The sequence below is a fragment of the Rahnella sp. BIGb0603 genome, assembly GCF_024808755.1.
Taxonomy (GTDB): Bacteria; Pseudomonadota; Gammaproteobacteria; order Enterobacterales; family Enterobacteriaceae; genus Rahnella; species Rahnella contaminans.
Window position 1 is genome coordinate 558,297 of sequence record NZ_JANUEX010000001.1, and the last position, 20,212, is coordinate 578,508.

The following is a 20,212-nucleotide window of genomic DNA, read 5'->3' on the forward strand; positions in this document are numbered from 1 at the left end:
CCCCGGCGGGTTTTTTATTATTAAACAATAATGACGGACTGATTGATTGAGACGTTTTCAGGCCAGGGTTTTCAGACGGCGAATAGTCAGTTCTTCCAGTTTACCTTCGAGACTTTTGGCGAAATGCTGAAAATGCTCTGTTTTGTTGTGCTGCTTCAGTGCATCTTCAGAAGCCCAGCGCTCGTAAAACACGAACGTCCCTTCCTTATCAAGATCTCCGTGCAGTTCATACTGCAGGCACCCAACCTCCTGACGGCTGGGTTCAATAACGTCAAGCAAAGCCTCTGTTACCTGTTTTTTAAACTCTGGTTTAGCAACAATTGTGGCAACAACTCTGATTTCCATACTGGTTCTCCTGTCGTTTTTTGTCTTGCTTCCCCGGTGTCTGGAAGCACTTTGACTAAAATCTGCGTTCACTATGAACCTTTCGATACATTGATTTCAATACGAACTTTATTTAACAGATGCAACACAACGGTTTTACGCTTATTCTTGTTCCCCGCCGTTAATGCTCCCATTACCGCACCTGATTCCCAACATCTTGTCTCTCAATGCCGGAGTTTTGCCTGATGACCGCCACACAGCAAGTTTTGAAAATCCGCCGCCCAGATGACTGGCATATTCACCTTCGTGACGATGAAATGCTCAGCACGGTGCTGCCTTTCACCAGTGAAGTCTTTGGCCGCGCGATTGTCATGCCCAACCTGACGCCTCCGGTGACGACCGTCGCAGCGGCAATTGCCTACCGCGAACGGATTATGGTTGCACTGCCGAAAGAACATAACTTCACCCCATTGCTGACCTGCTACCTGACGGATTCTCTGGATCCTGATGAGATCTCTCAGGGTTTCGAGCAAGGTGTATTCACTGCCGCAAAACTCTATCCTGCCAATGCAACAACCAACTCTCAGCACGGTGTCTCCGATGTTAAGGCAATCTATCCGGTGCTGGAGCGCATGCAAAAAATTGGCATGCCTTTGCTTATCCACGGTGAAGTTACTCACAGCGATGTGGACATTTTTGACCGTGAAGCGCGCTTTATTGATGAAGTGATGGATCCGGTACGCCGCCAGTTTCCTGAACTGAAAATCGTGTTCGAACACATCACGACCAAAGAAGCGGCGCAATACGTTCTGTCCGGCAATCAGTACCTCGGCGCGACCATTACACCTCAGCACCTGATGTTTAACCGTAACCACATGCTGGTCGGTGGCGTACGTCCTCACCTGTTCTGCCTGCCAATCCTGAAACGTAATGTTCATCAGCAAGCCCTGCGTGACGTTATTGCCAGCGGCGCTGATCGTTTCTTCCTGGGCACTGATTCTGCGCCACATACCAAAGGCCGCAAAGAATCGAGCTGCGGCTGCGCAGGCTGCTTCAACGCACCACTGGCACTTTCCGCTTACGCGACCGTTTTCGAAGAAATGGATGCACTTCAACATTTTGAAGCTTTCTGTTCCCTGAATGGCCCGCGCTTCTACGGCTTGCCGCTCAATGAAGACTTCATTGAACTGACGCGTACGCCAGTCACTCAGCCAGAAGAAATTGCGCTGGGCGATGAATGCGTTGTGCCATTCCTTGCAGGACAGACGCTCAACTGGAAAGTGACTTCGTACTAAAATACGATTCTCTTCAACTCTGTATTGCACCGCTCGCGATTTGACTGTATAAATATACAGTCAAATCTATTCAGGAGGTCCTATGCGTGTTGAAGTCACAATCGATAAAACCAAGCCTCTGCCTGCGGGTGCCTTAGACGCCTTATCGGGTGAATTGAGTAAAAGAATTAACAAACAGTTTTCTGATCGCGAAAATAAAATTCAGGTTCGCTACGCCGGCGCAAATAGCTTGTCCGTGCTGGGTGGAGCCAAAACAGATCGTGATCTTATCGAAGAAATTCTCCAGGAAACCTGGGAAAGTGCAGATGACTGGTTTTCAAATCAGAATGATGAGTAACTGCATGAATTTTCTCAGAACGTGCTCAGATTCAATACCTTATTAATAATAATCAGGTTTATTAAAACCCGCCGTAAGGCTATTTGCGTATTTCACCGGGCGTCGCAGTCCGGTTTTTTCATTCTTTTCGCTCGTATAAAAATTACCCAAATTAAAAAGTAATTTTGGTTAAACTCCAGATTATTCTGACTCCCGGATAATCAATACAAATTATTTACAATTAAAACCCCTTAAACCTCTCCATAAATTGCATTAACTGTTTATACTGAAATAGCTCACCTGATAATGAGCCGCATTGATCCTCAGATAGTCACTCACGTCAGTCACTACAATATAAGGGGTCTATATGGACAGAAATGATGAAGTTATTCAGACACACCCGCTTGTTGGTTGGGATATCAGTACCGTCGACTCTTATGACGCCATGATGATACGTCTTCATTACCTGTCTTCAAAAGACCAGACACCCGAGGATGCTCAGGTAGACAGAACTTTATGGTTAACTACCGACGTTGCCAGGCAGCTGATCAACATTCTCGAAGCCGGTATCGAAAAGATAGAATCTAACGAGTACGAATACAGTGATCACCGAAAACACTAAGCTATACCTGCCAGTCTGAGGCACCAGCGATTTCATCCTGGTGCCTTTTTCTTTGCCTCCGCTCCCTTGCCTTCCCAGCCGTAAACTCACTATCATGCCCGTAGTGAATATGTTAAAAAATTTCGACAGTGGAGCATTTGGTTATGGATTATGATCTCATCATCGTTGGCAGCGGTTCAGTCGGGTCGGCTGCGGGCTTTTACGCCACGTGTGCCGGGCTGAAAGTACTGATGATAGACAGCGCAATACCTCCTCATCAGGCAGGCAGCCATCACGGCGAAACGCGGCTTATTCGACACGCGTATGGTGAAGGTGCCCGGTACGTTCCAATGCTGCTGAGAGCACAAATACTCTGGAATGAGTTGGCAGAGCTAAGCGGTGATAAAGTATTTCACCGCAGCGGCGTGTTGAATATGGGTCCTGAAGGTTCCGAATTCATCGGCAATGTGAAAGCTAGTGCAGAAACCTACAACCTGAACACACAGTCTCTCAGCGCGGCTGAAATCCGTGAAAAATGGCCGCTGTTTACTTTGCCAGACGGCTATTGCGGCGTTTTCGAACCTGACTCTGGTTATCTGCAAAGCGAAATAGCCATCAGCGCCTACATCCGCCTTGCGCGCGAAGCGGGTTGCGCGCAACTGTTCAACTGCCCGGTCGACGATATCCGTTGGGTTGATGGCGGCGTTGAGGTCTCCACAATCGATGGCGTTTATCATGGCAAAAAACTGGCAGTGACCGCCGGAACCTGGGTGACAAAAATCCTTCCGGAGTTGCCAGTGAAACCTTTACGCAAAGTTTTTGCCTGGTTTCATGCCGATGGGCGCTACAGCGAGGAGAATCACTTCCCGGCCTTCACGCTCGAAACCCAGCAAGGTGATCAGTATTACGGCTTCCCTTCCGTAAAAGATTCCTTAAAGCTCGGAAAACATAATGGTGGTCAGTGGATCACAGAGCCGCAAGAGCGCAAACCTTTCGGCGGATTTAGCCAGGACGGTACAGAATCCTTCAACTTTTTCCGCCACTTTTTGCCGGGTGTTGGAGTGAGTTTACGCGGCGCGTCATGCACTTACGACATGACCGCAGATGAAGATTTCATTATCGATACATTGCCGGGCAGAGAAAATACACTGGTCATTTCAGGTTTGAGCGGCCACGGATTTAAATTTGCCAGCGTATTAGGTGAAATAGTGACTCATTTCGCTAACAATCATCCTATTCCTTTCGAGCTTGAGCCTTTCTCCCTTTCCCGATTCAATTAATGTAAAGATGTTTCAACCGTCGTTTATATTCTTTCGACGGTTGTCATTTTATTTCCTCGAAGAGTCATTTTTAAGTTTCACTTTGAACGAGATCAATAGACCGGTATTTCCGAATTGACAGCATTATAGAAAAAAACCTATGCTAGATGCAGAAATCACAGGAGTGGTTTCCACGCGTAAATGATACGCCTGAACAAGGACGTCGAATGAAACTCTCTATTATTGAACCCTGTGGATTCACCCGGTTAGGAATTTTCTCTTATCTTGTTGAGAATAATAATCTCGACATTATTGATACTGTGAATATTTCTCAGGCACTCAATTCACTGACAGAATTTCAGCCTGACGTTATTCTCGTGAATATGACGCAGCATTGTCATAACGCTGAATTATCATTGGAATTGAAGGCTTTCTTTGAGTTCCGCCATACCGCCAGAATATACTGTTATATCGATGCGAATTATCCGGACAGTGATGCGCCGATTGCCATCACCCGCGAAGTTTTCGTTCTCAATAAACAGTCATTAACGCAGTTATTACAAGAGATTGCCGCAGACCCTGAATCCTTTATGCCTGAAAATAACTTCGGCATTCCAAGAACCCTGTTCAGCGATCAGGAAATTCTTGTGATGGGATACTGGATGTCAGAAATGCCGAACTACCGGATTGCCAGAAAATTAAATATCAGCAGCCGTACCGTGTATGTTCATAAGCGCCATCTGGCTCAGAAAATTAAAGTCCGGAACCGGCTTGAATTCTGTTTTATTTACAATCTGATCAAGTATTTATTCTGGCCGATAGATGACATTTCCGCGACACCCATTAGCCGTCAGATTAAAGACGATCTTTTAATGATTTACAAAGCACACAGCTAAATCATTCACATAATGCCCTGAACAATCAGGGCATTTTTATATTATCGCCTTCCTGCTTTTCCATTAAGTTTCACTCACTCAGACATCCGCGGATTACGCGGTTGCACTCTGACGACAGAGGCATACAATAAGTTTAAAATTAGCAGCCTTATCTTGAGCAGCCTCATAAAATGAAACACTCCGCTTCTGAAGATGTCACCCCAACAGAAATTACAGAAACGTTGCTTTCCGTAATCCGTCTGATGCGCAAACAAGTGGACGCGGCAATGTCCGCGCAGGGCCTTTCCCTGGCTCGCGGAAAACTATTGTCGGCCATCGCGCATGAAGGTACCTGCCGCCCCGCAGAACTGGCTCAGGTGCTTCAACAATCTCCCCGAACCATTACCGATGCGATTGATGCCATGGACCGGGACGGTTTGCTGGTGCGCAAACGTCATCCGACAGATCGCCGTTCACAATTGCTGGAATTAACGGAAGCGGGAAAACAGGCGTTAGAGCAGACTAAAAAACCGAAGAAGGATGCCATCGACCGGTTATTTCACGGGCTGGATTTACCCGCCCGTCAGCAACTCATGGCCTCTTTGAAAAGCATTGAAACGCACGCAGTGCGCATTGAAGAGTTAAACAAACTTTAGCGTTTTTGTGCGGCGCCATCGCCCAACAGTACAGCAATCTTATGCCCGGCAGCCGTCGGTTCCAGCGCTATTTTCAGTACAATAGTCAGCGGCACGGAGAGCAGCATTCCGACCGGGCCCATCAGCCATCCCCAGAAAATCAGGGACATAAAGACCACCAGCGTCGAAAGCCCCAACCCGCGCCCCAGAATTTTGGGGTCGATAATGCTGCCAAAAACAAGGTTGATCAGCACATATCCGCCTGCCACGATAATCCCTTCACTGAAGCCGTTGAACAAGAACGCCTGAATAACCGGCGGGATTGCCGCCAGAAAAGAACCGATATTGGGAATGTAATTCAGCGCAAACGCCAGCATTCCCCACAAAAACGCAAACCGGATCCCCGTCGCTGCCAGCAGCGCCCAGACCGCCAGCCCGGTGACCACGCTGATTAACGTTTTGATCACCAGATAACGCGTCACGCTGTCGAGCGCACGCTGAACATTTGCCATGCCCTTTCCCGGTTCATCCGACATCTGTTCAATTTTGTACGGCAGCTGCGGCACTTCGAGCAACATAAAAGCCACCGTCATTAGTAACAGAAACAAACCCGCCATCGCGTTAGATAAATAGCTGATGAGTTTGCTGACCAGGTTCAACGTCGCTGCCGGGTCGATATAACTGGCCAGCTGTTCAGGCGATAACGTCAGGTCGCTTTGCCCGGACAGCTCTTCGAGATAACTCAGCTTCTCAACAATCAGCCCGCGATACTGTGGCAACGTGCGGGCAAATTCATTAAGCGTCACCAGCAGTTTAGTGGTCATGATAACCATCAGGCAAATCACCAGCGTCGCCACCAGCAAAACGGCAAGTGCGCGCGGCACCCGACATTTCCCCAGCAGCACAATCAGCGGATTCAAAACAAAAGCCAAAAACAGCGCCAGAATGAACGGTACGATGATGTCCGCCGCAGATTTAATTCCCGCGAAAATCACCACCAGCATCGCCATCATTACGACGATTTTGAGTCCCTGAGTCGTCACGATCGTTTTACGCAAATCTTCCTCCTGATGCGGCCCGTTTTCTTAACGGGATTTCACCCATTCCCGCAGACGCTGAACATGCACATACAGCGACGGGATAAACAGGATCCCCACGGTCGTGGACAACAACATTCCGCTAAACACCGTGACACCAATGATGTGCCTGCTCATGGCGCCAGCACCCGACGCCAGTACCAGCGGCAAGACGCCCAGAATGAACGAAATTGCGGTCATCATGACAGCGCGGAATCGTTGCTTCGCACCGTCCTGCGCCGCTTCGCGGATAGTGGCGCCCCCTTCCCTTCTGGCTTTCGAAAACTCGACAATTAGTATGGCATTTTTCGCCGCCAGCCCGATGAGCAACACCATACCAATCTGAGCATATACGTCGTTGCTGAGGCCTGCCAGATGCAGGCCTCCGACTGCGCCAAACACCGCGAAGATCACCGAAATCATCACCACCAGCGGTATGCTCCAGCTTTCATACTGGGCGACCAGGAACAGATAGGCGAAAAGCAGCGCCGCGGCATAAATCACAATAGCCTGACCGCCCGCCTGAATCTCCTGCAACGACATCCCGGTCCACTGGTAACCATAACCGGCGGGCAGTTTCTCGTTCAGGATATGTTCCATTTGCGTCATCGCTTCCCCGGAACTCACGCCTGGCGCAGCAGAACCGCTGATCGCCAGTGACGGGAACTGGTTATATTGCGTAATAAACGGTGCGCCGAGAGACGGCGTCAGGCTGACCATTTTCCCCAGGCTGACGAGAGAACCATTATCGCTGCGCACGGTCAGCGTCGAGATTTGATCCGCACGCTGGCGATCTTCCATCTCATTTTGCATCTGCACGTTGAACAAACGGTTGTTGATAATGAAATCGCTGACGTTAATCCCGCCGAGCGATGTCTGCAACGTACCGAAAATCCTGCTGACTGGAACCTGCAATTGCGCAGCACGCTCGCGATCCACGCTGAGTGCAATTTCAGGAACGGACGCACTGAATGTTGTGAAGACGCGGCTCAGTTGCGGATCCTGATTTGCCGCCTGAATCAGCGCCTGTCCGGTCGCCGCCAGTTCCTGCGGTGATTGTCCGCGTAACGCCTGTAAGCGCAAATCCAGCCCGGAAGCCGTACCCAGCCCGGAAATGGCTGGCGGGTTTATCGCCATAATCATCGCAGAAGGAATGCCTGCCATCGCAGGTTGCAACCGTCCGATGACCTGATCCACACTGCTGCGCTCACCCCAGGGTTTCAGCAAAACAATACCAAAGGCAGAATTCGGTGAGCTCCCGCCGCTCAGCAGGCTGAATCCGCTGATCGCGATGACATCTTCAACCGCGTCATCTTTGCCAAGAATTGCCTTCATCTGCCCGAGAACCGTATCGGTACGGTTAAGGGACGCGCCGTCCGGTAGCTGCACATTCACGAAGAAATACCCCTGATCCTCATCCGGCAGGAAAGATTTCGGCAAACTGCTGTAACCCCATGCGCACAAACCGGCGATCACAATCACGCTCACAATACTGGTCAGCACATTTCTGCTGATCCCACGCGCGGCTTTGACATAGGTATCGCGCACACTGTCCAGCCCGTTATTGAAGAGCTGGAAGAAGCGCGCAGGTTTCTCCGGACGGGGCTTGAGTAATGTTGCGCACAGCGCCGGAGTCAGCGTTAATGCGTTAATACTGGAAAGCACTACCGCCGCAGAAAGCGTCACCGCAAACTGACGATACAGCGCACCGGTAATACCCGGCAGCACGGCAATAGGAACGAATACCGCCAGCAGAACCACGGTAGTGGCAATAACCGGTCCGGCAATTTGTTTCAGTGCCAGACGGGTTGCAGCTACCCGCCCGAGCGACGGGTCTTCGACCATCAGCCTTTCGACATTTTCGACCACGACAATCGCATCATCGACCACAACCGTCAGCGCCAGAATAATAGCGAACAGACTCAGTGTATTGGCCGAATAGCCAAAGATGTAAAGCACGGCAAATGTGCCGAGCAAAGAGACAGGAATGGTCAGCGCAACAATGAACGTCGCGCGCAAACTTTGCAGGAACAGGAAAACAATGGTCAGAACGACGATGAACGTCAGCACCAAGGATACGACGATTTCATCCAGCGTCGCGCTGACAAACCGTGTGGAGTCGAATTTGATTTCATAAGTCAGATCGTCCGGGAAGTAACCCGCCTGACGTTCCATTTCCGCGCGCACCGCATTGGCCACATTCAGCGCATTGGCACCCGGTGCCGGATAAACTGACAGAAAGGCGGACGGCGTCTGATTCAGCGTAGCGTTTACCTGATAATCCTGCGCACCCAGCTCAATGCGGGCGACGTCATGCAAACGCACCGTGCCGCCGTTGGCATTTTTACGCACAATAATATTGCCGAACTCTTCCGGCGTACTCAAACGTCCGGCCCCGCTGATGGTGAGCGTTTGTTGCTGCATGGACGGACTTGGCGAAGCGCCAATCTGACCGGCCGCCGCCTGCACGTTCTGGCTCTGGATTGCCGAACTGATTTCCATGCTGCTGACATCCAGCGCTTCCATTTTGCGGGGATCGAGCCAGATTCGCATGCTGTAATCGCGAGAACCAAACACGCGGACATCGCCGACGCCGTCGATACGCGCTAAAGCATCGCGCAGCTGAATGCTGGCGAAGTTACTGATAAACAGCATGTCGTGAGTATGTTTCGGGGATAACAGGCTGATCCCGAGTAAAATATTGGATGCCTGCTTACGCACGGAAACGCCAGTATTCAGCACTTCCGGCGGGAGCTGAGAGCTGACCTGAGAGATACGGTTTTGCACTTCAACCGCCGCAGTATCAGGATCCGTTCCGCTGGCAAACGTAATCGTCAGCGAGTAACTGCCGTTATTGCCGCTGTTAGAGGACATATACAGCATATTGCTGACGCCGTTGACCTGCGCTTCAATGGGCGCAGCAACAGATTCCGCCACGTCACGCGCACTGGCGCCGGGGTAAACCGCGCTGACAGAAACAACGGGCGGCGTGATGTCCGGATATTGTTCCACCGGGATCACCTTGAGCGCCACGGCACCAATCAGTGCCGTGACCAGCGCGATGACCACCGCAAAGCGCGGTCTTTTAATGAATTGCTCGAGCATAGTTATTCCTTAACCTTTTTTTGCCGGCGTCGCCGGAGCACCCGAGGCGTCCCGCGTCTTCACTTTCATCCCTGGCTGGATCCACTGCAGCCCTTCGGTGACCACTTTTTCTCCTCCCTGCAAACCGTCCAGAACGAAATATCCCTGTCCGGTCTGCGCCCCCAAGCGGACTGGCCGTTTCTCAACCTGCTGCTCAGCATTCACCAGCAAAACAAAGTGGCCGGTGGCATCCTGCTGTAAAGCCGCGGCTGGCAGAACCGGAAGTTTCTGTCCGGAGCGCGGTGCTGCCAGCACGTTAACTGAGCCACCCGGTAATAAACGGTGATCCGGATTCTCAACGGTCAGCCTGACGGGCAACGTGCCGGTTTGCGTATCAATGCGGTTTCCCAGGGATTCAAACTTCGGTGTTTTCAGGTACGGCGAACCATCTGATAAACGCAGCGAAAGCGTCATGTTATCCGCCGCGAAAGCGTCCTCAAGCGAACCGCTGCTCTGGCTGGCACTGAGTACGTCGCGCTCGTTAACGGAAATCACCACACGAACCGGATCGAGCTGAACAATTTCAGTCAGCGCGCCACTCGCCGGATTCACCAGACTGCCGGTGTGATAATGGCTCACGCCAATCCGCCCGGAAATAGGTGCGGTAATGCGGGTAAAGCCCAGCTGTAATTCCTGAGTTTTCAGGGCGGCCTGAGCCTGCGCGACGGCGGCCCGGGCGGTATCGCGTGCGGCAAGTGCGGTATCGACATCGGACTGGCTGACTGTCCGCGCATCGCCCAGACGCTGAATGCGGTTCAGATGCGTCTGCGCATGTCGGGCCGTGGCGTTCGCACTGTCGAGCTGCGCTTTCGCCTGCGCGACTGCGGAGTGATGCAGCGCGGGGTCGATTTCGTAAAGGACATCCCCCTCTTTAACCAGCTGACCTTCCTGGAAAACTCTCCTGGAAATAAAACCTTCCGTGCGGCTGACAACATTCACCGCCTGAACAGCCTCAAGGCGGCCGAGATAAGTGCGGCTGACGCCATCAGTTTGCGTTGCGATAGTCGATGTTGTAACCGTCGGAACAGATTGCGCTGTTGCGACAACCGGAAGGGATAAAAACAGAGCCAGCAGTGGGGATAAAACTGCATGACGGCATACTGCAGGAAACATAGTGTCACTCTCCGTGTCAGGTCGGATGCCGGTTATGTTGGGTCAGGAAAGTGCACGCACCGGCTCATATCCATTTTAGTAGATAAAAAAATTCCTAATCAGAATTTTCGGAGATTATAGAGGTGATAACTTTCCATAAACTGATCCCGATCAGTTTGCATAATATCCCGTGATTTCTTTACGTTATATTTAAGGAATATTTAGAATTAATATTCCGAAGAGTCTTATCTGCTAAATCAGATAACGTTTTTCATTTTAGTCATTATCCAAAAATAACAATCACGGATGAAATCAATTTTTTTACTCAAATTTTTAGTAATAAAACAAACTTTACCGTCGATGACAAAACCTGACAAACCCGCATCCAGACTGAACCCCAGCCCATCCCAGCCTTCCTGACGAATCAAAAACGAATAAGCTGAACAAGATAACCATAATCAGTTCAAAAATAGTGAACAAGTTAAATTAATCATCTATTTTGCAAATAATAGTTTGCCAGAATGTTTCCAAATGTTTACTTTCCAAAAATAACTCTCACAATGAGCGGCCAAATTATGTTTTGGAAAAATACGACTGTGCGCTTCGGGCATATTTCAATTCTGATCCACTGGATTGTTGCGCTGGCCGTTTATGGCCTTTTCGCCCTGGGATTATGGATGGTCGGACTGGGCTATTACGACACCTGGTATCACCGGGCGCCGGAAATTCATAAAAGCATTGGCGTGCTGGTTTTCGCGGCCATGGTATTCCGGCTGGCCTGGCGCTTTATTTCGCCGCCACCAAAACCGCTGGACAGCTACAGCGCCAAAACCCGGCTCGGGGCGTGGCTCGCGCATGTTCTGCTCTTTGCCGGTCTGTTCGGGATCCTGCTCAGCGGCTATCTCATTTCGACCGCCGAAGGCCAGCCGGTCAGCGTTTTCGGTTGGTTTGATATCCCGGCCACGCTGTTCGGGCTGGAGCAACAGGCGGACATCGCCGGCACCGTACATCTGTGGATGGCGTGGGGAATTGTGATTATCTCTGCGTTCCACGCGCTGGCCGCACTCAAACATCATTTCATCGACCGCGACAGCACGCTGACACGCATGCTGGGGCGCTGAACTGTTTCACCTTGCGATTCACTTAACGGATAAATGGAGAATAACCATGCTGAAAAAAACCACTCTGGGCCTGACACTGGCATCCCTGTTGTTAGCCGCAGGCACAGCAAGTGCGGCGAATTACAAAATCGACAAAGAAGGACAGCACGCGTTTATTGAGTTTCGCATCAAGCATCTGGGCTACAGCTGGCTTTACGGCAGTTTTAACGATTTTGACGGCGGCTTTACCTTTGACGAGAAAGACCCGGCAGCGGATAAAGTGAACGTGAGCATCAACACCACCAGCGTGTTCACGAACCATGCCGAGCGTGATAAACACCTGCGCAGCGCGGAATTCCTCAATGTGAGCAAGCATCCGCAGGCCACGTTTAAATCCACGTCGGTGAAAAAAGAGGGGGATAACCTGGCCGTTACCGGTGATTTCACCCTGAATGGCGTGACGAAACCGTTAACCCTTCAGGCGAAATTGCTGGGTCAGGGTAAGGATCCGTGGGGCGGTTATCGCGCCGGGTTTGAAGCCGCAGGCACGATTGCGCTGAAAGATTACGGGATCACTACCGATCTCGGCCCTGCTTCGCAGGATGTTGAGCTGATCATTTCCGTGGAAGGCGTGCAGGAGAAGTAATCCGCATCGCCAAAACAAAAGGCCCTGACGGTATTAAATCGTCAGGGCCTTTGTTACGACGGATCGGCAGTTCAGTCGTTTTCCGGTGCCGGAATGTGCATGGTTGTTTGCAACAGCCCTTTGGACTTGTTGAAAATCTTGATCCCATTTTCACGGCCAGCACGCAGCGCACGCTGTTCTTCAACCGGCAGTTTCAGCTCAGTCATACAGATTTCGCTGCAACAACCGTCGAACTTCGCCGCACAGGTCGGGCACTGAATGAACAGCAAATGGCAGCCGTCATTTTTACAGTTGGTATGGTTATCACACGCCGCACCACACTGGTGACAATGCGCGATCACATCGTCAGAAATGCGTTCGCCCATGCGCTCATCAAAGACGAAGTTTTTACCTTTGAATTTAACCGGCAAACCCTGCTCTTTCGCTCGGCGCGCATATTCGATAATGCCGCCTTCCACGTGATACACGTTTTTAAAACCGTTATGCAGCATGTAGGCGCTGGCTTTTTCACAGCGAATACCGCCGGTGCAGTACATGACGATTTTCTTGTCTTTGTCTTCTTTCAGCATATCAACGGCCATGGGCAGCTGATCGCGGAAAGTGTCAGACGGGACTTCAATCGCTTTATCGAAATGTCCCACTTCATATTCGTAGTGGTTACGCATATCGACAAACAGCGTGTCCGGGTCGTCAATCATGGCGTTGACCTGCTCGGCTTTCAGGTACTCACCGATATTCGACGGATCGAACGACTCATCATCGATGCCGTCCGCCACAATACGGTCACGCACTTTCAGACGCAGAACCCAGAAGGATTTGCCGTCATCTTCCAGCGCCACGTTCAGGCGGATGTTATCCAGCGCCGGATGGCTGGAAAACAGCTCGGTTTTGAACGCGTCAAACTGGCTTTGCGGAACGCTGATCTGCGCGTTAATCCCTTCTTTTGCCACGTAAATACGGCCAAACACATTCAGGCGAGTCAGGCTGATATACAGGGCATCGCGAAAAGCTTTCGGGTCTTCGAGCTGGAAATACTTATAAAAAGAAACAGTCGTGCGGGGCTCGGTTTCAGCCAACATACGCGCTCTGAGTTCCTCATTAGAAATACGGTTATGTAACACTGGCATGGTGTACGTTCCTGTCTTTCAGGGGGATTTAATTATTGGAAACCAATTAGCTACTTTTGAAGCGGCAAGATTATACATTAAAGCAACACGGACGACATCTTCCGTTGCAAATTCATGATAAGAAAAACACCTGCTGCGTCTTGCCTTTTCTCTAAATGCGGTAACCTATTCTCAGATGTTATCCATACTTGTGATCTATCCACCACACTGATTTTTTAAAGGGCAGGAAACATGAGCAAGCTTTTTGAACCGATTTCTCTGGGCGGCCTGACGCTCCCTAACCGCATTGTTATCGCACCAATGTGCCAGTATTCCTCCGACGAGGGGAAAGCGACTTCGTGGCACCACGCGCATCTCGGGCAATTGTCATTTTCCGGTGCCGGTTTGCTGATCCTCGAAGCCACAGCGGTGGAAGCCGTCGGGCGCATTTCTGCGCAGGATTTAGGGCTGTGGGATGATGAAACCGAAGCCGCGCTGAAAGGACTGGTCGACGGCCTGCGCGAAAACAGCAACATTCCTCTCGGTTTACAGCTCGGCCACGCAGGACGCAAAGCCTCTCACGCCGCACCGTGGAAAGGGGGTGCGCAAATACCTCAGTCCGCCGGTGGCTGGCAAACCGTCGCACCTTCCGCTCTTCCTTTTGCCGAAGGAACGGAAGCGCCCGTCGCGCTTTCTGCTGAACGTATCAGCGAACTGAAAAAAGCGTACGTGGATAGCGTACGGCGCGCCGACCGCCTCGGGTTCGATCTGCTGGAACTGCACGGTGCGCACGGTTATCTCCTGCACCAGTTCCTGTCCCCGCTTTCCAACCAGCGCACCGATCAGTACGGCGGTTCACTGGAAAACCGTATGCGCCTGCTGCTGGAAATCTTCCAGGAAATTCGCGCGGCCTTCCCGGCTGATAAACCCATCGGCGTGCGTATTTCCGCCACCGACTGGGTAGAAGGAGGTTGGGATCTGGAGCAATCTGTCGAACTCGCCAAAGCACTGGATAAGCTGGGTTGCAGCTATATTCATGTGTCCAGCGGCGGCCTGAGCCAGCACCAGAAAATCACCGTGGGGCCAAATTATCAGGTGCCCTTCGCTGACAGCATTAAACAGCACGTCAAAATGCCGGTGATCGCCGTTGGCTTAATCACTGAACCGGAACAGGCCGAAGCCATTGTCGGCACCGGACAGGCAGACATGATCGCACTGGCGCGCGGTATTTTGTATAACCCACGCTGGCCGTGGCACGCCGCTGCCAAACTCGGGGCAAAAGTTTACGCACCGAAACAATACTGGCGCAGCGAGCCTCATAGCGTGAAAGGATTATTCCTGCCGGATTAATACCGGGCAGTTTAATAAACGTGATCACGGACAGCCCCCGGGCTGTCCGTTTCATTGACAAAAAGCCATTCTCTGCGGATATTTGATTCGAAGACTCATGGAGAAAACAGCTGAATTGTTCATAAATAAATCACATTGTTTTTCATTCATACAGTCCATAAGTTAAATGAGGTATTAGTGCCGTGAATTTTCACCTAATACCAAAAAAGTGCCACAATATGTCACTTTGCTACTAAAAATAACGGATAACACGCGCTCCATATCGGAATGTGGACGTATTTCTGTAGCGGGCTGCTGCATTAGACAGAGCTTATAAACTTTCTACTTCGATCCATTGACGCAGAGATTCTATGACTCAGGTACCTACCTTTAATCGTTCGTTATTGCATCCACGCTACTGGATCACCTGGATAGGTCTGGGGTTGTTGTACGCGCTGGTCTTATTACCTTATCCGGTCATTTACCGCATCGGTACCGGGCTTGGGCGCTTCTCAATGCGCTTTCTGAAACGTCGCTACAAAATCGCCCAGCGTAATATCGAACTGTGTTTCCCCGACATGTACCCTGAACAGCGGGAAGACATGGTCGTGAAAAATTTCGAATCAGTTGGCATGGGTTTATTTGAAACCGGCATGGCCTGGTTCTGGCCTGACTGGCGTATTGAACGCTGGTTTAAAGTCAGCGGTCTGGAACACATACAGCGCGCCCGCGATAACAAACAAGGCGTGCTGCTAATTGGCGTTCATTTCCTGACGCTGGAACTGGGTGCGCGTATTTTCGGTATTCATAATCCGGGCGTCGGTGTTTATCGCCCGCATGACAATAAGCTGATGGACTGGATCCAGACCAAAGGCCGCATGCGTTCAAATAAAGGGATGCTGGATCGCAAAGACCTGAAAGGAATGATCCGCAGCCTGAAACAAGGCGACATTATCTGGTACGCGCCGGATCACGACTACGGCCCGCGCGCCAGCGTGTTTGTACCCTTCTTTGCCGTGGATAAAGCCGCGACAACCACCGGCACCTATCTGCTGGCACGAATGGGCAAACCGGCCATCATTCCGTTTACACCGCGCCGTCTGGCTGGCGGAAAAGGCTACGAGATGATTATTCATCCGCAGGTCGCTGATTTCCCGCTGGATGATGAAGTGGTTGCTGCCGCGTACATGAACAAAGTGGTAGAAGACGAAATTCGTCAGGCGCCCGAGCAATACATGTGGCTGCATCGACGCTTCAAAACGCGTCCCCAGGGCGAGCCTTCGCTGTACAAAGCCCTCAGCGAATAAACTTAAAGGCCGGCTCAGCGCATCCTGAACCGGTTTTATTGATTTGCTTCAACAATTTTTTTGACAGACTTCTTCAAAGTTATCAGATTTTATCCTATCCGGTTTAGGCCAATACTCTCCCCATGATTTCTCCACGTGATTACCCCCTCACTTCTTGGGAGCCGCGTGGCCACTTTGTGACCTTCAAAAGGAATACATTATGTTGGCTAAAATGAACACTGCTTTTACCCGCGTTACCGATCACCCTGACTTTGGTAAATTACTGTTACGTCTCACTTTCGGGATTTTGATTTTATTCCACGGCGTGGCGAAAATGGAAAATGGCGTGGGCTGGATTGCCAAAATGTTGCAGGCTGCCGGCTTACCGGGATTCATCGCTTATGGCGCATACATCGGTGAAGTGATTGCACCGGTTCTGATTATTCTGGGTATTTTTACCCGCCCTGCCGCGCTGGTGATGGCATTCAACATTTTAGTGGCAGTTTTGCTGGTGGTTGCGGGTAAATTCTTCACCGTGACCGACGTCGGCGCCTGGGGTCTGGAAGGCGAAGCACTGTACTTCTTTGGCGGGCTGGTGATTATGTTCCTGGGCAGTGGCCGTTATTCTGTGATGAAAAACGCAGCCCTGCGGTAAACCCTGTTTTTTGCTGTGTCTGTCTTTTGGTTTTTATTTTAATTCTGTGTCTGACGCGGCCGGCCTCATCGCTGGCCGTATTTTTTTGCATTTTCGCTCCTCAGTTGATCTCCTTCACCACACCTCTCGCGATAAAACGGTATTTTACTTTCGTTGTTACAGTTCATTAACATCATTGAAGTGGATGATAATTAGGCGCATAATTATCCAGCCAATTGATTGTTACTTGTGCTCTGCCTTGCTCCCATCTGTCATTCCAGAGCTAATCTGACCTCTTTTTTCGGTAATTTATGACTTCGGCATCTGAATCTGAAACCGCACCAGAACCCATAAACTGGAAACGAAATCTGTATGTTGCCTGGATTGGCTGCTTCCTTACCGGTGCCGCGTTCAGCCTGATCATGCCTTTCCTGCCGCTTTACGTCGAAACTCTGGGTGTCACCGGCCATGAATCCCTGAACATGTGGTCGGGTTTGGTTTTCAGTATTACCTTCCTGTTTTCCGCGATTGCTTCGCCCTTCTGGGGCGGCCTGGCTGACCGTAAAGGCCGTAAAATCATGCTGCTGCGCTCGGCGTTGGGCATGGCGATTGTCATGATGCTCATGGGCTTTGCGCAAAACATCTGGCAATTCTTAGTCCTTCGCGCGCTGCTGGGTTTGCTCGGCGGCTTTGTGCCGAATGCCAATGCGCTGATTGCCACACAAATTCCCCGCAATAAAAGCGGCTGGGCGCTGGGAACACTCTCCACAGGCGGCGTCAGCGGCGCACTGCTTGGCCCGCTGGTCGGCGGGTTACTGGCAGATAACTACGGTTTACGCCCGGTATTCTTCATCACCGCAGCCGTACTTTTTCTCTGTTTTGTGATGACGTTGTACTGCATCCGCGAACAGTTTGTCCCTGTAAATAAGAAAGACATGCTCAACCGCAAACAGGTTTTTGCCTCGCTGAAAAATCCCAAGCTGGTATTGTGCCTGTTCGTCACCACAATGATTATTCAGGTGGCGACCGGATCGATTGCGCCGATACTCACGCTTTACGTGCGTGAACTGGCCGGTAATACGCAGAATCTGGCGTTTATCAGCGGGATGATTGCGTCGGTGCCCGGCGTGGCAGCACTGATGAGTGCGCCGAGGCTGGGAAAACTGGGGGACAGAATCGGGCCTGAAAGGATTTTGGTGGCCATGATGGGGTTATCCGTCCTCTTGCTAATCCCGATGGCATTCGTGCAAACGCCGCTTCAGTTAGGCATTTTACGTTTTCTTTTGGGGGCAACAGACGGCGCGCTGCTCCCGGCGGTGCAAACGCTGCTGATTTATAACTGCACCAATCAGGTGGCGGGAAGGGTCTTCAGCTATAACCAATCGTTCCGTGATGTCGGGAATGTCACCGGCCCTCTGCTGGGTGCGGCAGTTTCGGCAAGCTACGGGTTCCGAACGGTATTTTGCGTCACGGCGCTGGTGGTGATGTTTAATGCCGTTTATTCCTGGTGGTGTTTGCAACGCCGGCCGCGTCAGGCGATGGTCGATTAATTCCGGCCAGCGTGTAAAACACTTTACTTGGCTTTTTCTGCCTGCGGAGGCATCGGCAGATGGTCAGGCACTTCGACAACCGCCAGACGGACTTCATAATGTTTGCCCGCCGTTGTCGCCGGAAGCACCGAAGTCAGTTTCTGAATTGTTTCCGTTGGATTATCGCTAGCCATGCTCGCACAGAATAGTGCGCCCGGATGGCAGAGCCCCATCATCACCGGTGGCGGAGGCAGCATGCCTTCATGGTCGGATGGCGGCATACCGTGCGGATATTCCATCGGCGGTTGTGGATGCGTACTGTCAGCCGCCATACCGGCGACACTGAAAAACAGGCCAAGACCACACAGCGGCATAAGCAAAGTACGGGAAAAAATCTTCATAACAGTAACCTTTTTCTTGAAAGTTCACCGTCACTCTACCCGCCAATTCTTCCCCGGACTGGCGGTTTGCTAAACTTTTACCTTCTGCCACCGTCCTCTTTGCAAAGCTGAAGCTCTTCTGACATTTCTCTCTACACGGTCCAGTCACGTGAAGCCAGCACCACGCGATAACCGTCTAAATCTTCAAACGTTTGACCATTTTCATCCCAGTACGGATTGTACGAAGGAACGGCAATAAACCCGGCTTGCAGCATCGCGTCACACTGCGCCTGCCATTGCGCATCCTCCGGGATATAAAACACCAACAGGCTATCCTGCGTTGGCGCGCGCCCGACGGTTGTTCCCCGGTGATGTGTAAATTCCAGGTGATAGTGATGATGCGGATGGCCGATCAGAACGCCATCAAAATTCTGATGGTCGCTGAAACCGCCGATCACCTCAAAGCCCAGTCCCTGACTGTACATCGCCGCAATCCGCTCCAGATTATCGGTCGGACGGGCAACCCTCAGCACTGCGTTTCGTGAAACCATAGCCGCCATAACTCCTTCAACTTACCGTGTTCCGGCATTAAGACTCAGAGAATAGCAGAAGAAAGGCGACCTGTTTTTTCATCTCAAAACTTGCATCCTGTCAGTTATCGACAACAATCATTTAATCAGAGTTTTCACTGTCAGATGGCTGTTACTTCTTCATTCCTAACGCTATTTACTATCAAGACTATTGATTATTTCCCCTTATTCAACTCAGGAGACAACAATGAGCATGTACGCAACGCTTGAAGAAGCTATTGATGCCGCCCGCGAAGAATTTCTCGAAGCCGCACAGGAAAGAGTTCAGAACGATGAAGAGCCCGTTCCGGATCAGTTCAACCTGCAAAAGTACATCATGCAGGATGGCGATGTGATGTGGCAGGCAGAATTTCTCAGCGATGAAGGCGATGCCATCGATGCGCTGACGTTCCGCAGCGGCCCGGCCGCGCAGGCTATCTTTGATGAAGATTACGATCAGATTGAACTCGAAGAAGAATGGCAGGAAGAAGCGACGCTGTATGAATGGGATGAAGGTGAATTCCAGCATGAGCCGCAGCTGGATACGGAAGAAGGCGAAGCCGCCGCCGAAGAGTGGGATGACGAGGACGATTATCCGGGACGGGATATCGACTAAACGTTTATAACAGATTTATTCGTAAGGCCCGTGGCGGGCGTCAATCGGCAACATGAAGGTATCGACAATCATGGACAGCGGGACATCAATAACAGTGACATACCGCCACGGGCTGTCACGTAAATCCCACTGCACGCCGGGATAATACTGGTTGCCATGCCCCTGCCCTGGCACGGTCCGGCTGATAATGCTGCCACAACCTGTGAGCGAGGTAGCCAGTAGCACCAGTACACATCCACGAAAAATTACGCGATTAATCACTTACCCAACCTGTCGATTCAAATCAAAAAGAAGCTCTTTTTAAGCGCTGAACAGCGCGCTCAGAATAGCACGCGCGTCATGTTCCCTGATGTTAAGGGGACGTAAAACTTTATACGCTGCAGGCCTGAGAGTCACCTGT

At 51.0% G+C, this 20,212-nt stretch carries 21 protein-coding genes; 13 read left to right on the top strand and 8 right to left on the bottom strand.

The genetic code is table 11. The features are described 5' to 3' along the window. Positions 1 to 57 precede the first annotated feature (57 nt). Positions 58 to 345 carry a putative quinol monooxygenase gene (locus M2403_RS02580; RefSeq protein WP_152325593.1) on the bottom strand — a complete coding sequence of 96 codons (288 nt, stop codon included), beginning with the start codon at positions 343 to 345 and terminating at the stop codon, positions 58 to 60. Between the two features lie 224 nt (positions 346 to 569). Here M2403_RS02580 and pyrC point away from each other — a divergent pair, with 224 nt between their 5' ends. The 6 genes from pyrC to M2403_RS02610 all read left to right on the top strand — a co-directional run bounded on the left by pyrC (position 570) and on the right by M2403_RS02610 (position 5,326). Then, a complete protein-coding gene (pyrC, locus tag M2403_RS02585) occupies positions 570 to 1,619 on the top strand; it encodes a dihydroorotase (protein ID WP_259228516.1) in 1,050 nt (349 codons plus the stop codon). Between the two features lie 82 nt (positions 1,620 to 1,701). Next, positions 1,702 to 1,956, top strand: a complete 255-nt coding sequence (dinI, locus tag M2403_RS02590) for a DNA damage-inducible protein I (RefSeq protein WP_013576257.1) — start codon at positions 1,702 to 1,704, stop codon at positions 1,954 to 1,956. A 346-nt stretch (positions 1,957 to 2,302) separates the two neighbouring features. Then, on the top strand, positions 2,303 to 2,557 hold the full coding sequence (bssS, locus tag M2403_RS02595; protein WP_013576258.1) for a biofilm formation regulator BssS: 255 nt from the start codon (positions 2,303 to 2,305) through the stop codon (positions 2,555 to 2,557). A 143-nt stretch (positions 2,558 to 2,700) separates the two neighbouring features. Then, positions 2,701 to 3,816: an N-methyl-L-tryptophan oxidase gene (solA, locus tag M2403_RS02600; RefSeq protein ID WP_259228517.1), complete on the top strand. Its 1,116-nt coding sequence runs from the start codon at positions 2,701 to 2,703 to the stop codon at positions 3,814 to 3,816. Between the two features lie 146 nt (positions 3,817 to 3,962). Further along, a complete protein-coding gene (locus tag M2403_RS02605) occupies positions 3,963 to 4,691 on the top strand; it encodes a LuxR C-terminal-related transcriptional regulator (RefSeq protein ID WP_235937373.1) in 729 nt (242 codons plus the stop codon). 170 nt (positions 4,692 to 4,861) lie between these two features. Beyond that, a complete protein-coding gene (locus M2403_RS02610; protein WP_152325590.1) occupies positions 4,862 to 5,326 on the top strand; it encodes a MarR family winged helix-turn-helix transcriptional regulator in 465 nt (154 codons plus the stop codon). Here M2403_RS02610 and M2403_RS02615 read toward each other — a convergent pair. The 3 genes from M2403_RS02615 to M2403_RS02625 are packed head-to-tail and all read right to left on the bottom strand — an operon-like array spanning position 5,323 to position 10,638. Continuing rightward, positions 5,323 to 6,363, bottom strand: a complete 1,041-nt coding sequence (locus tag M2403_RS02615; protein ID WP_259228518.1) for an AI-2E family transporter — start codon at positions 6,361 to 6,363, stop codon at positions 5,323 to 5,325. The genes M2403_RS02610 and M2403_RS02615 overlap by 4 nt on opposite strands. A gap of 27 nt (positions 6,364 to 6,390) precedes the next feature. Continuing rightward, positions 6,391 to 9,486, bottom strand: coding sequence for an efflux RND transporter permease subunit (locus M2403_RS02620; protein ID WP_259228519.1), 3,096 nt, complete (start codon positions 9,484 to 9,486; stop codon positions 6,391 to 6,393). Positions 9,487 to 9,495: 9 nt separating this feature from the next. Next, positions 9,496 to 10,638 carry an efflux RND transporter periplasmic adaptor subunit gene (locus M2403_RS02625; RefSeq protein WP_259228520.1) on the bottom strand — a complete coding sequence of 381 codons (1,143 nt, stop codon included), beginning with the start codon at positions 10,636 to 10,638 and terminating at the stop codon, positions 9,496 to 9,498. Between the two features lie 554 nt (positions 10,639 to 11,192). Here M2403_RS02625 and M2403_RS02630 point away from each other — a divergent pair. Together M2403_RS02630 and M2403_RS02635 are read left to right on the top strand one after the other, a co-directional pair. Further along, positions 11,193 to 11,738, top strand: coding sequence for a cytochrome b (locus tag M2403_RS02630; protein WP_101077222.1), 546 nt, complete (start codon positions 11,193 to 11,195; stop codon positions 11,736 to 11,738). Positions 11,739 to 11,784: 46 nt separating this feature from the next. Then, a complete protein-coding gene (locus M2403_RS02635) occupies positions 11,785 to 12,363 on the top strand; it encodes a YceI family protein (protein WP_152325586.1) in 579 nt (192 codons plus the stop codon). Positions 12,364 to 12,434: 71 nt separating this feature from the next. Here the strand turns inward: M2403_RS02635 and M2403_RS02640 are convergent, their stop codons facing one another. Beyond that, entirely contained in the window at positions 12,435 to 13,490 is a 1,056-nt protein-coding gene (locus tag M2403_RS02640) for a rhodanese-related sulfurtransferase (protein ID WP_101077224.1), read from the bottom strand. 231 nt (positions 13,491 to 13,721) lie between these two features. On the opposite strand from M2403_RS02640, the gene M2403_RS02645 reads away from it, so the two are divergent. From M2403_RS02645 to mdtG, 4 genes are all read left to right on the top strand, one after another. Next, positions 13,722 to 14,819, top strand: coding sequence for an NADH:flavin oxidoreductase/NADH oxidase (locus tag M2403_RS02645; protein ID WP_259228521.1), 1,098 nt, complete (start codon positions 13,722 to 13,724; stop codon positions 14,817 to 14,819). Positions 14,820 to 15,169: 350 nt separating this feature from the next. Continuing rightward, positions 15,170 to 16,105 (top strand): Kdo(2)-lipid IV(A) acyltransferase, encoded by a 936-nt coding sequence (locus M2403_RS02650; protein ID WP_259228522.1) that lies wholly within the window; start codon positions 15,170 to 15,172, stop codon positions 16,103 to 16,105. 199 nt (positions 16,106 to 16,304) lie between these two features. Beyond that, complete coding sequence (locus tag M2403_RS02655; protein WP_152325583.1) at positions 16,305 to 16,739, top strand: DoxX family protein; 435 nt, start codon at positions 16,305 to 16,307, stop codon at positions 16,737 to 16,739. A 290-nt stretch (positions 16,740 to 17,029) separates the two neighbouring features. Further along, complete coding sequence (gene mdtG / locus M2403_RS02660; RefSeq protein ID WP_152325582.1) at positions 17,030 to 18,268, top strand: multidrug efflux MFS transporter MdtG; 1,239 nt, start codon at positions 17,030 to 17,032, stop codon at positions 18,266 to 18,268. Positions 18,269 to 18,291: 23 nt separating this feature from the next. Here the strand turns inward: mdtG and M2403_RS02665 are convergent, their stop codons facing one another. After that, positions 18,292 to 18,648, bottom strand: coding sequence for a hypothetical protein (locus tag M2403_RS02665; RefSeq protein ID WP_152325581.1), 357 nt, complete (start codon positions 18,646 to 18,648; stop codon positions 18,292 to 18,294). A 131-nt stretch (positions 18,649 to 18,779) separates the two neighbouring features. Next, positions 18,780 to 19,178: a VOC family protein gene (locus M2403_RS02670; protein WP_152325580.1), complete on the bottom strand. Its 399-nt coding sequence runs from the start codon at positions 19,176 to 19,178 to the stop codon at positions 18,780 to 18,782. Between the two features lie 226 nt (positions 19,179 to 19,404). Between M2403_RS02670 and M2403_RS02675 the strand changes: the two genes are divergently transcribed. Then, positions 19,405 to 19,812: a MysB family protein gene (locus M2403_RS02675; protein ID WP_259228523.1), complete on the top strand. Its 408-nt coding sequence runs from the start codon at positions 19,405 to 19,407 to the stop codon at positions 19,810 to 19,812. Positions 19,813 to 19,827: 15 nt separating this feature from the next. Here the strand turns inward: M2403_RS02675 and M2403_RS02680 are convergent, their stop codons facing one another. Further along, positions 19,828 to 20,073 (bottom strand): YceK/YidQ family lipoprotein, encoded by a 246-nt coding sequence (locus tag M2403_RS02680; protein WP_165059597.1) that lies wholly within the window; start codon positions 20,071 to 20,073, stop codon positions 19,828 to 19,830. Positions 20,074 to 20,212: the final 139 nt, after the last annotated feature.

What these genes read in the sequence shown, in the direction of transcription:
- M2403_RS02580 (WP_152325593.1), bottom strand. Translation starts at nt 345, where the DNA reads ATGGAAATCAGAGTTGTTGCCACAATTGTTGCTAAACCAGAGTTTAAA.
- pyrC (WP_259228516.1), top strand. Translation starts at nt 570, where the DNA reads ATGACCGCCACACAGCAAGTTTTGAAAATCCGCCGCCCAGATGACTGG.
- dinI (WP_013576257.1), top strand. Translation starts at nt 1,702, where the DNA reads ATGCGTGTTGAAGTCACAATCGATAAAACCAAGCCTCTGCCTGCGGGT.
- bssS (WP_013576258.1), top strand. Translation starts at nt 2,303, where the DNA reads ATGGACAGAAATGATGAAGTTATTCAGACACACCCGCTTGTTGGTTGG.
- solA (WP_259228517.1), top strand. Translation starts at nt 2,701, where the DNA reads ATGGATTATGATCTCATCATCGTTGGCAGCGGTTCAGTCGGGTCGGCT.
- M2403_RS02605 (WP_235937373.1), top strand. Translation starts at nt 3,963, where the DNA reads ATGCAGAAATCACAGGAGTGGTTTCCACGCGTAAATGATACGCCTGAA.
- M2403_RS02610 (WP_152325590.1), top strand. Translation starts at nt 4,862, where the DNA reads ATGAAACACTCCGCTTCTGAAGATGTCACCCCAACAGAAATTACAGAA.
- M2403_RS02620 (WP_259228519.1), bottom strand. Translation starts at nt 9,486, where the DNA reads ATGCTCGAGCAATTCATTAAAAGACCGCGCTTTGCGGTGGTCATCGCG.
- M2403_RS02625 (WP_259228520.1), bottom strand. Translation starts at nt 10,638, where the DNA reads ATGTTTCCTGCAGTATGCCGTCATGCAGTTTTATCCCCACTGCTGGCT.
- M2403_RS02630 (WP_101077222.1), top strand. Translation starts at nt 11,193, where the DNA reads ATGTTTTGGAAAAATACGACTGTGCGCTTCGGGCATATTTCAATTCTG.
- M2403_RS02635 (WP_152325586.1), top strand. Translation starts at nt 11,785, where the DNA reads ATGCTGAAAAAAACCACTCTGGGCCTGACACTGGCATCCCTGTTGTTA.
- M2403_RS02640 (WP_101077224.1), bottom strand. Translation starts at nt 13,490, where the DNA reads ATGCCAGTGTTACATAACCGTATTTCTAATGAGGAACTCAGAGCGCGT.
- M2403_RS02645 (WP_259228521.1), top strand. Translation starts at nt 13,722, where the DNA reads ATGAGCAAGCTTTTTGAACCGATTTCTCTGGGCGGCCTGACGCTCCCT.
- M2403_RS02650 (WP_259228522.1), top strand. Translation starts at nt 15,170, where the DNA reads ATGACTCAGGTACCTACCTTTAATCGTTCGTTATTGCATCCACGCTAC.
- M2403_RS02655 (WP_152325583.1), top strand. Translation starts at nt 16,305, where the DNA reads ATGTTGGCTAAAATGAACACTGCTTTTACCCGCGTTACCGATCACCCT.
- mdtG (WP_152325582.1), top strand. Translation starts at nt 17,030, where the DNA reads ATGACTTCGGCATCTGAATCTGAAACCGCACCAGAACCCATAAACTGG.
- M2403_RS02665 (WP_152325581.1), bottom strand. Translation starts at nt 18,648, where the DNA reads ATGAAGATTTTTTCCCGTACTTTGCTTATGCCGCTGTGTGGTCTTGGC.
- M2403_RS02670 (WP_152325580.1), bottom strand. Translation starts at nt 19,178, where the DNA reads ATGGTTTCACGAAACGCAGTGCTGAGGGTTGCCCGTCCGACCGATAAT.
- M2403_RS02675 (WP_259228523.1), top strand. Translation starts at nt 19,405, where the DNA reads ATGAGCATGTACGCAACGCTTGAAGAAGCTATTGATGCCGCCCGCGAA.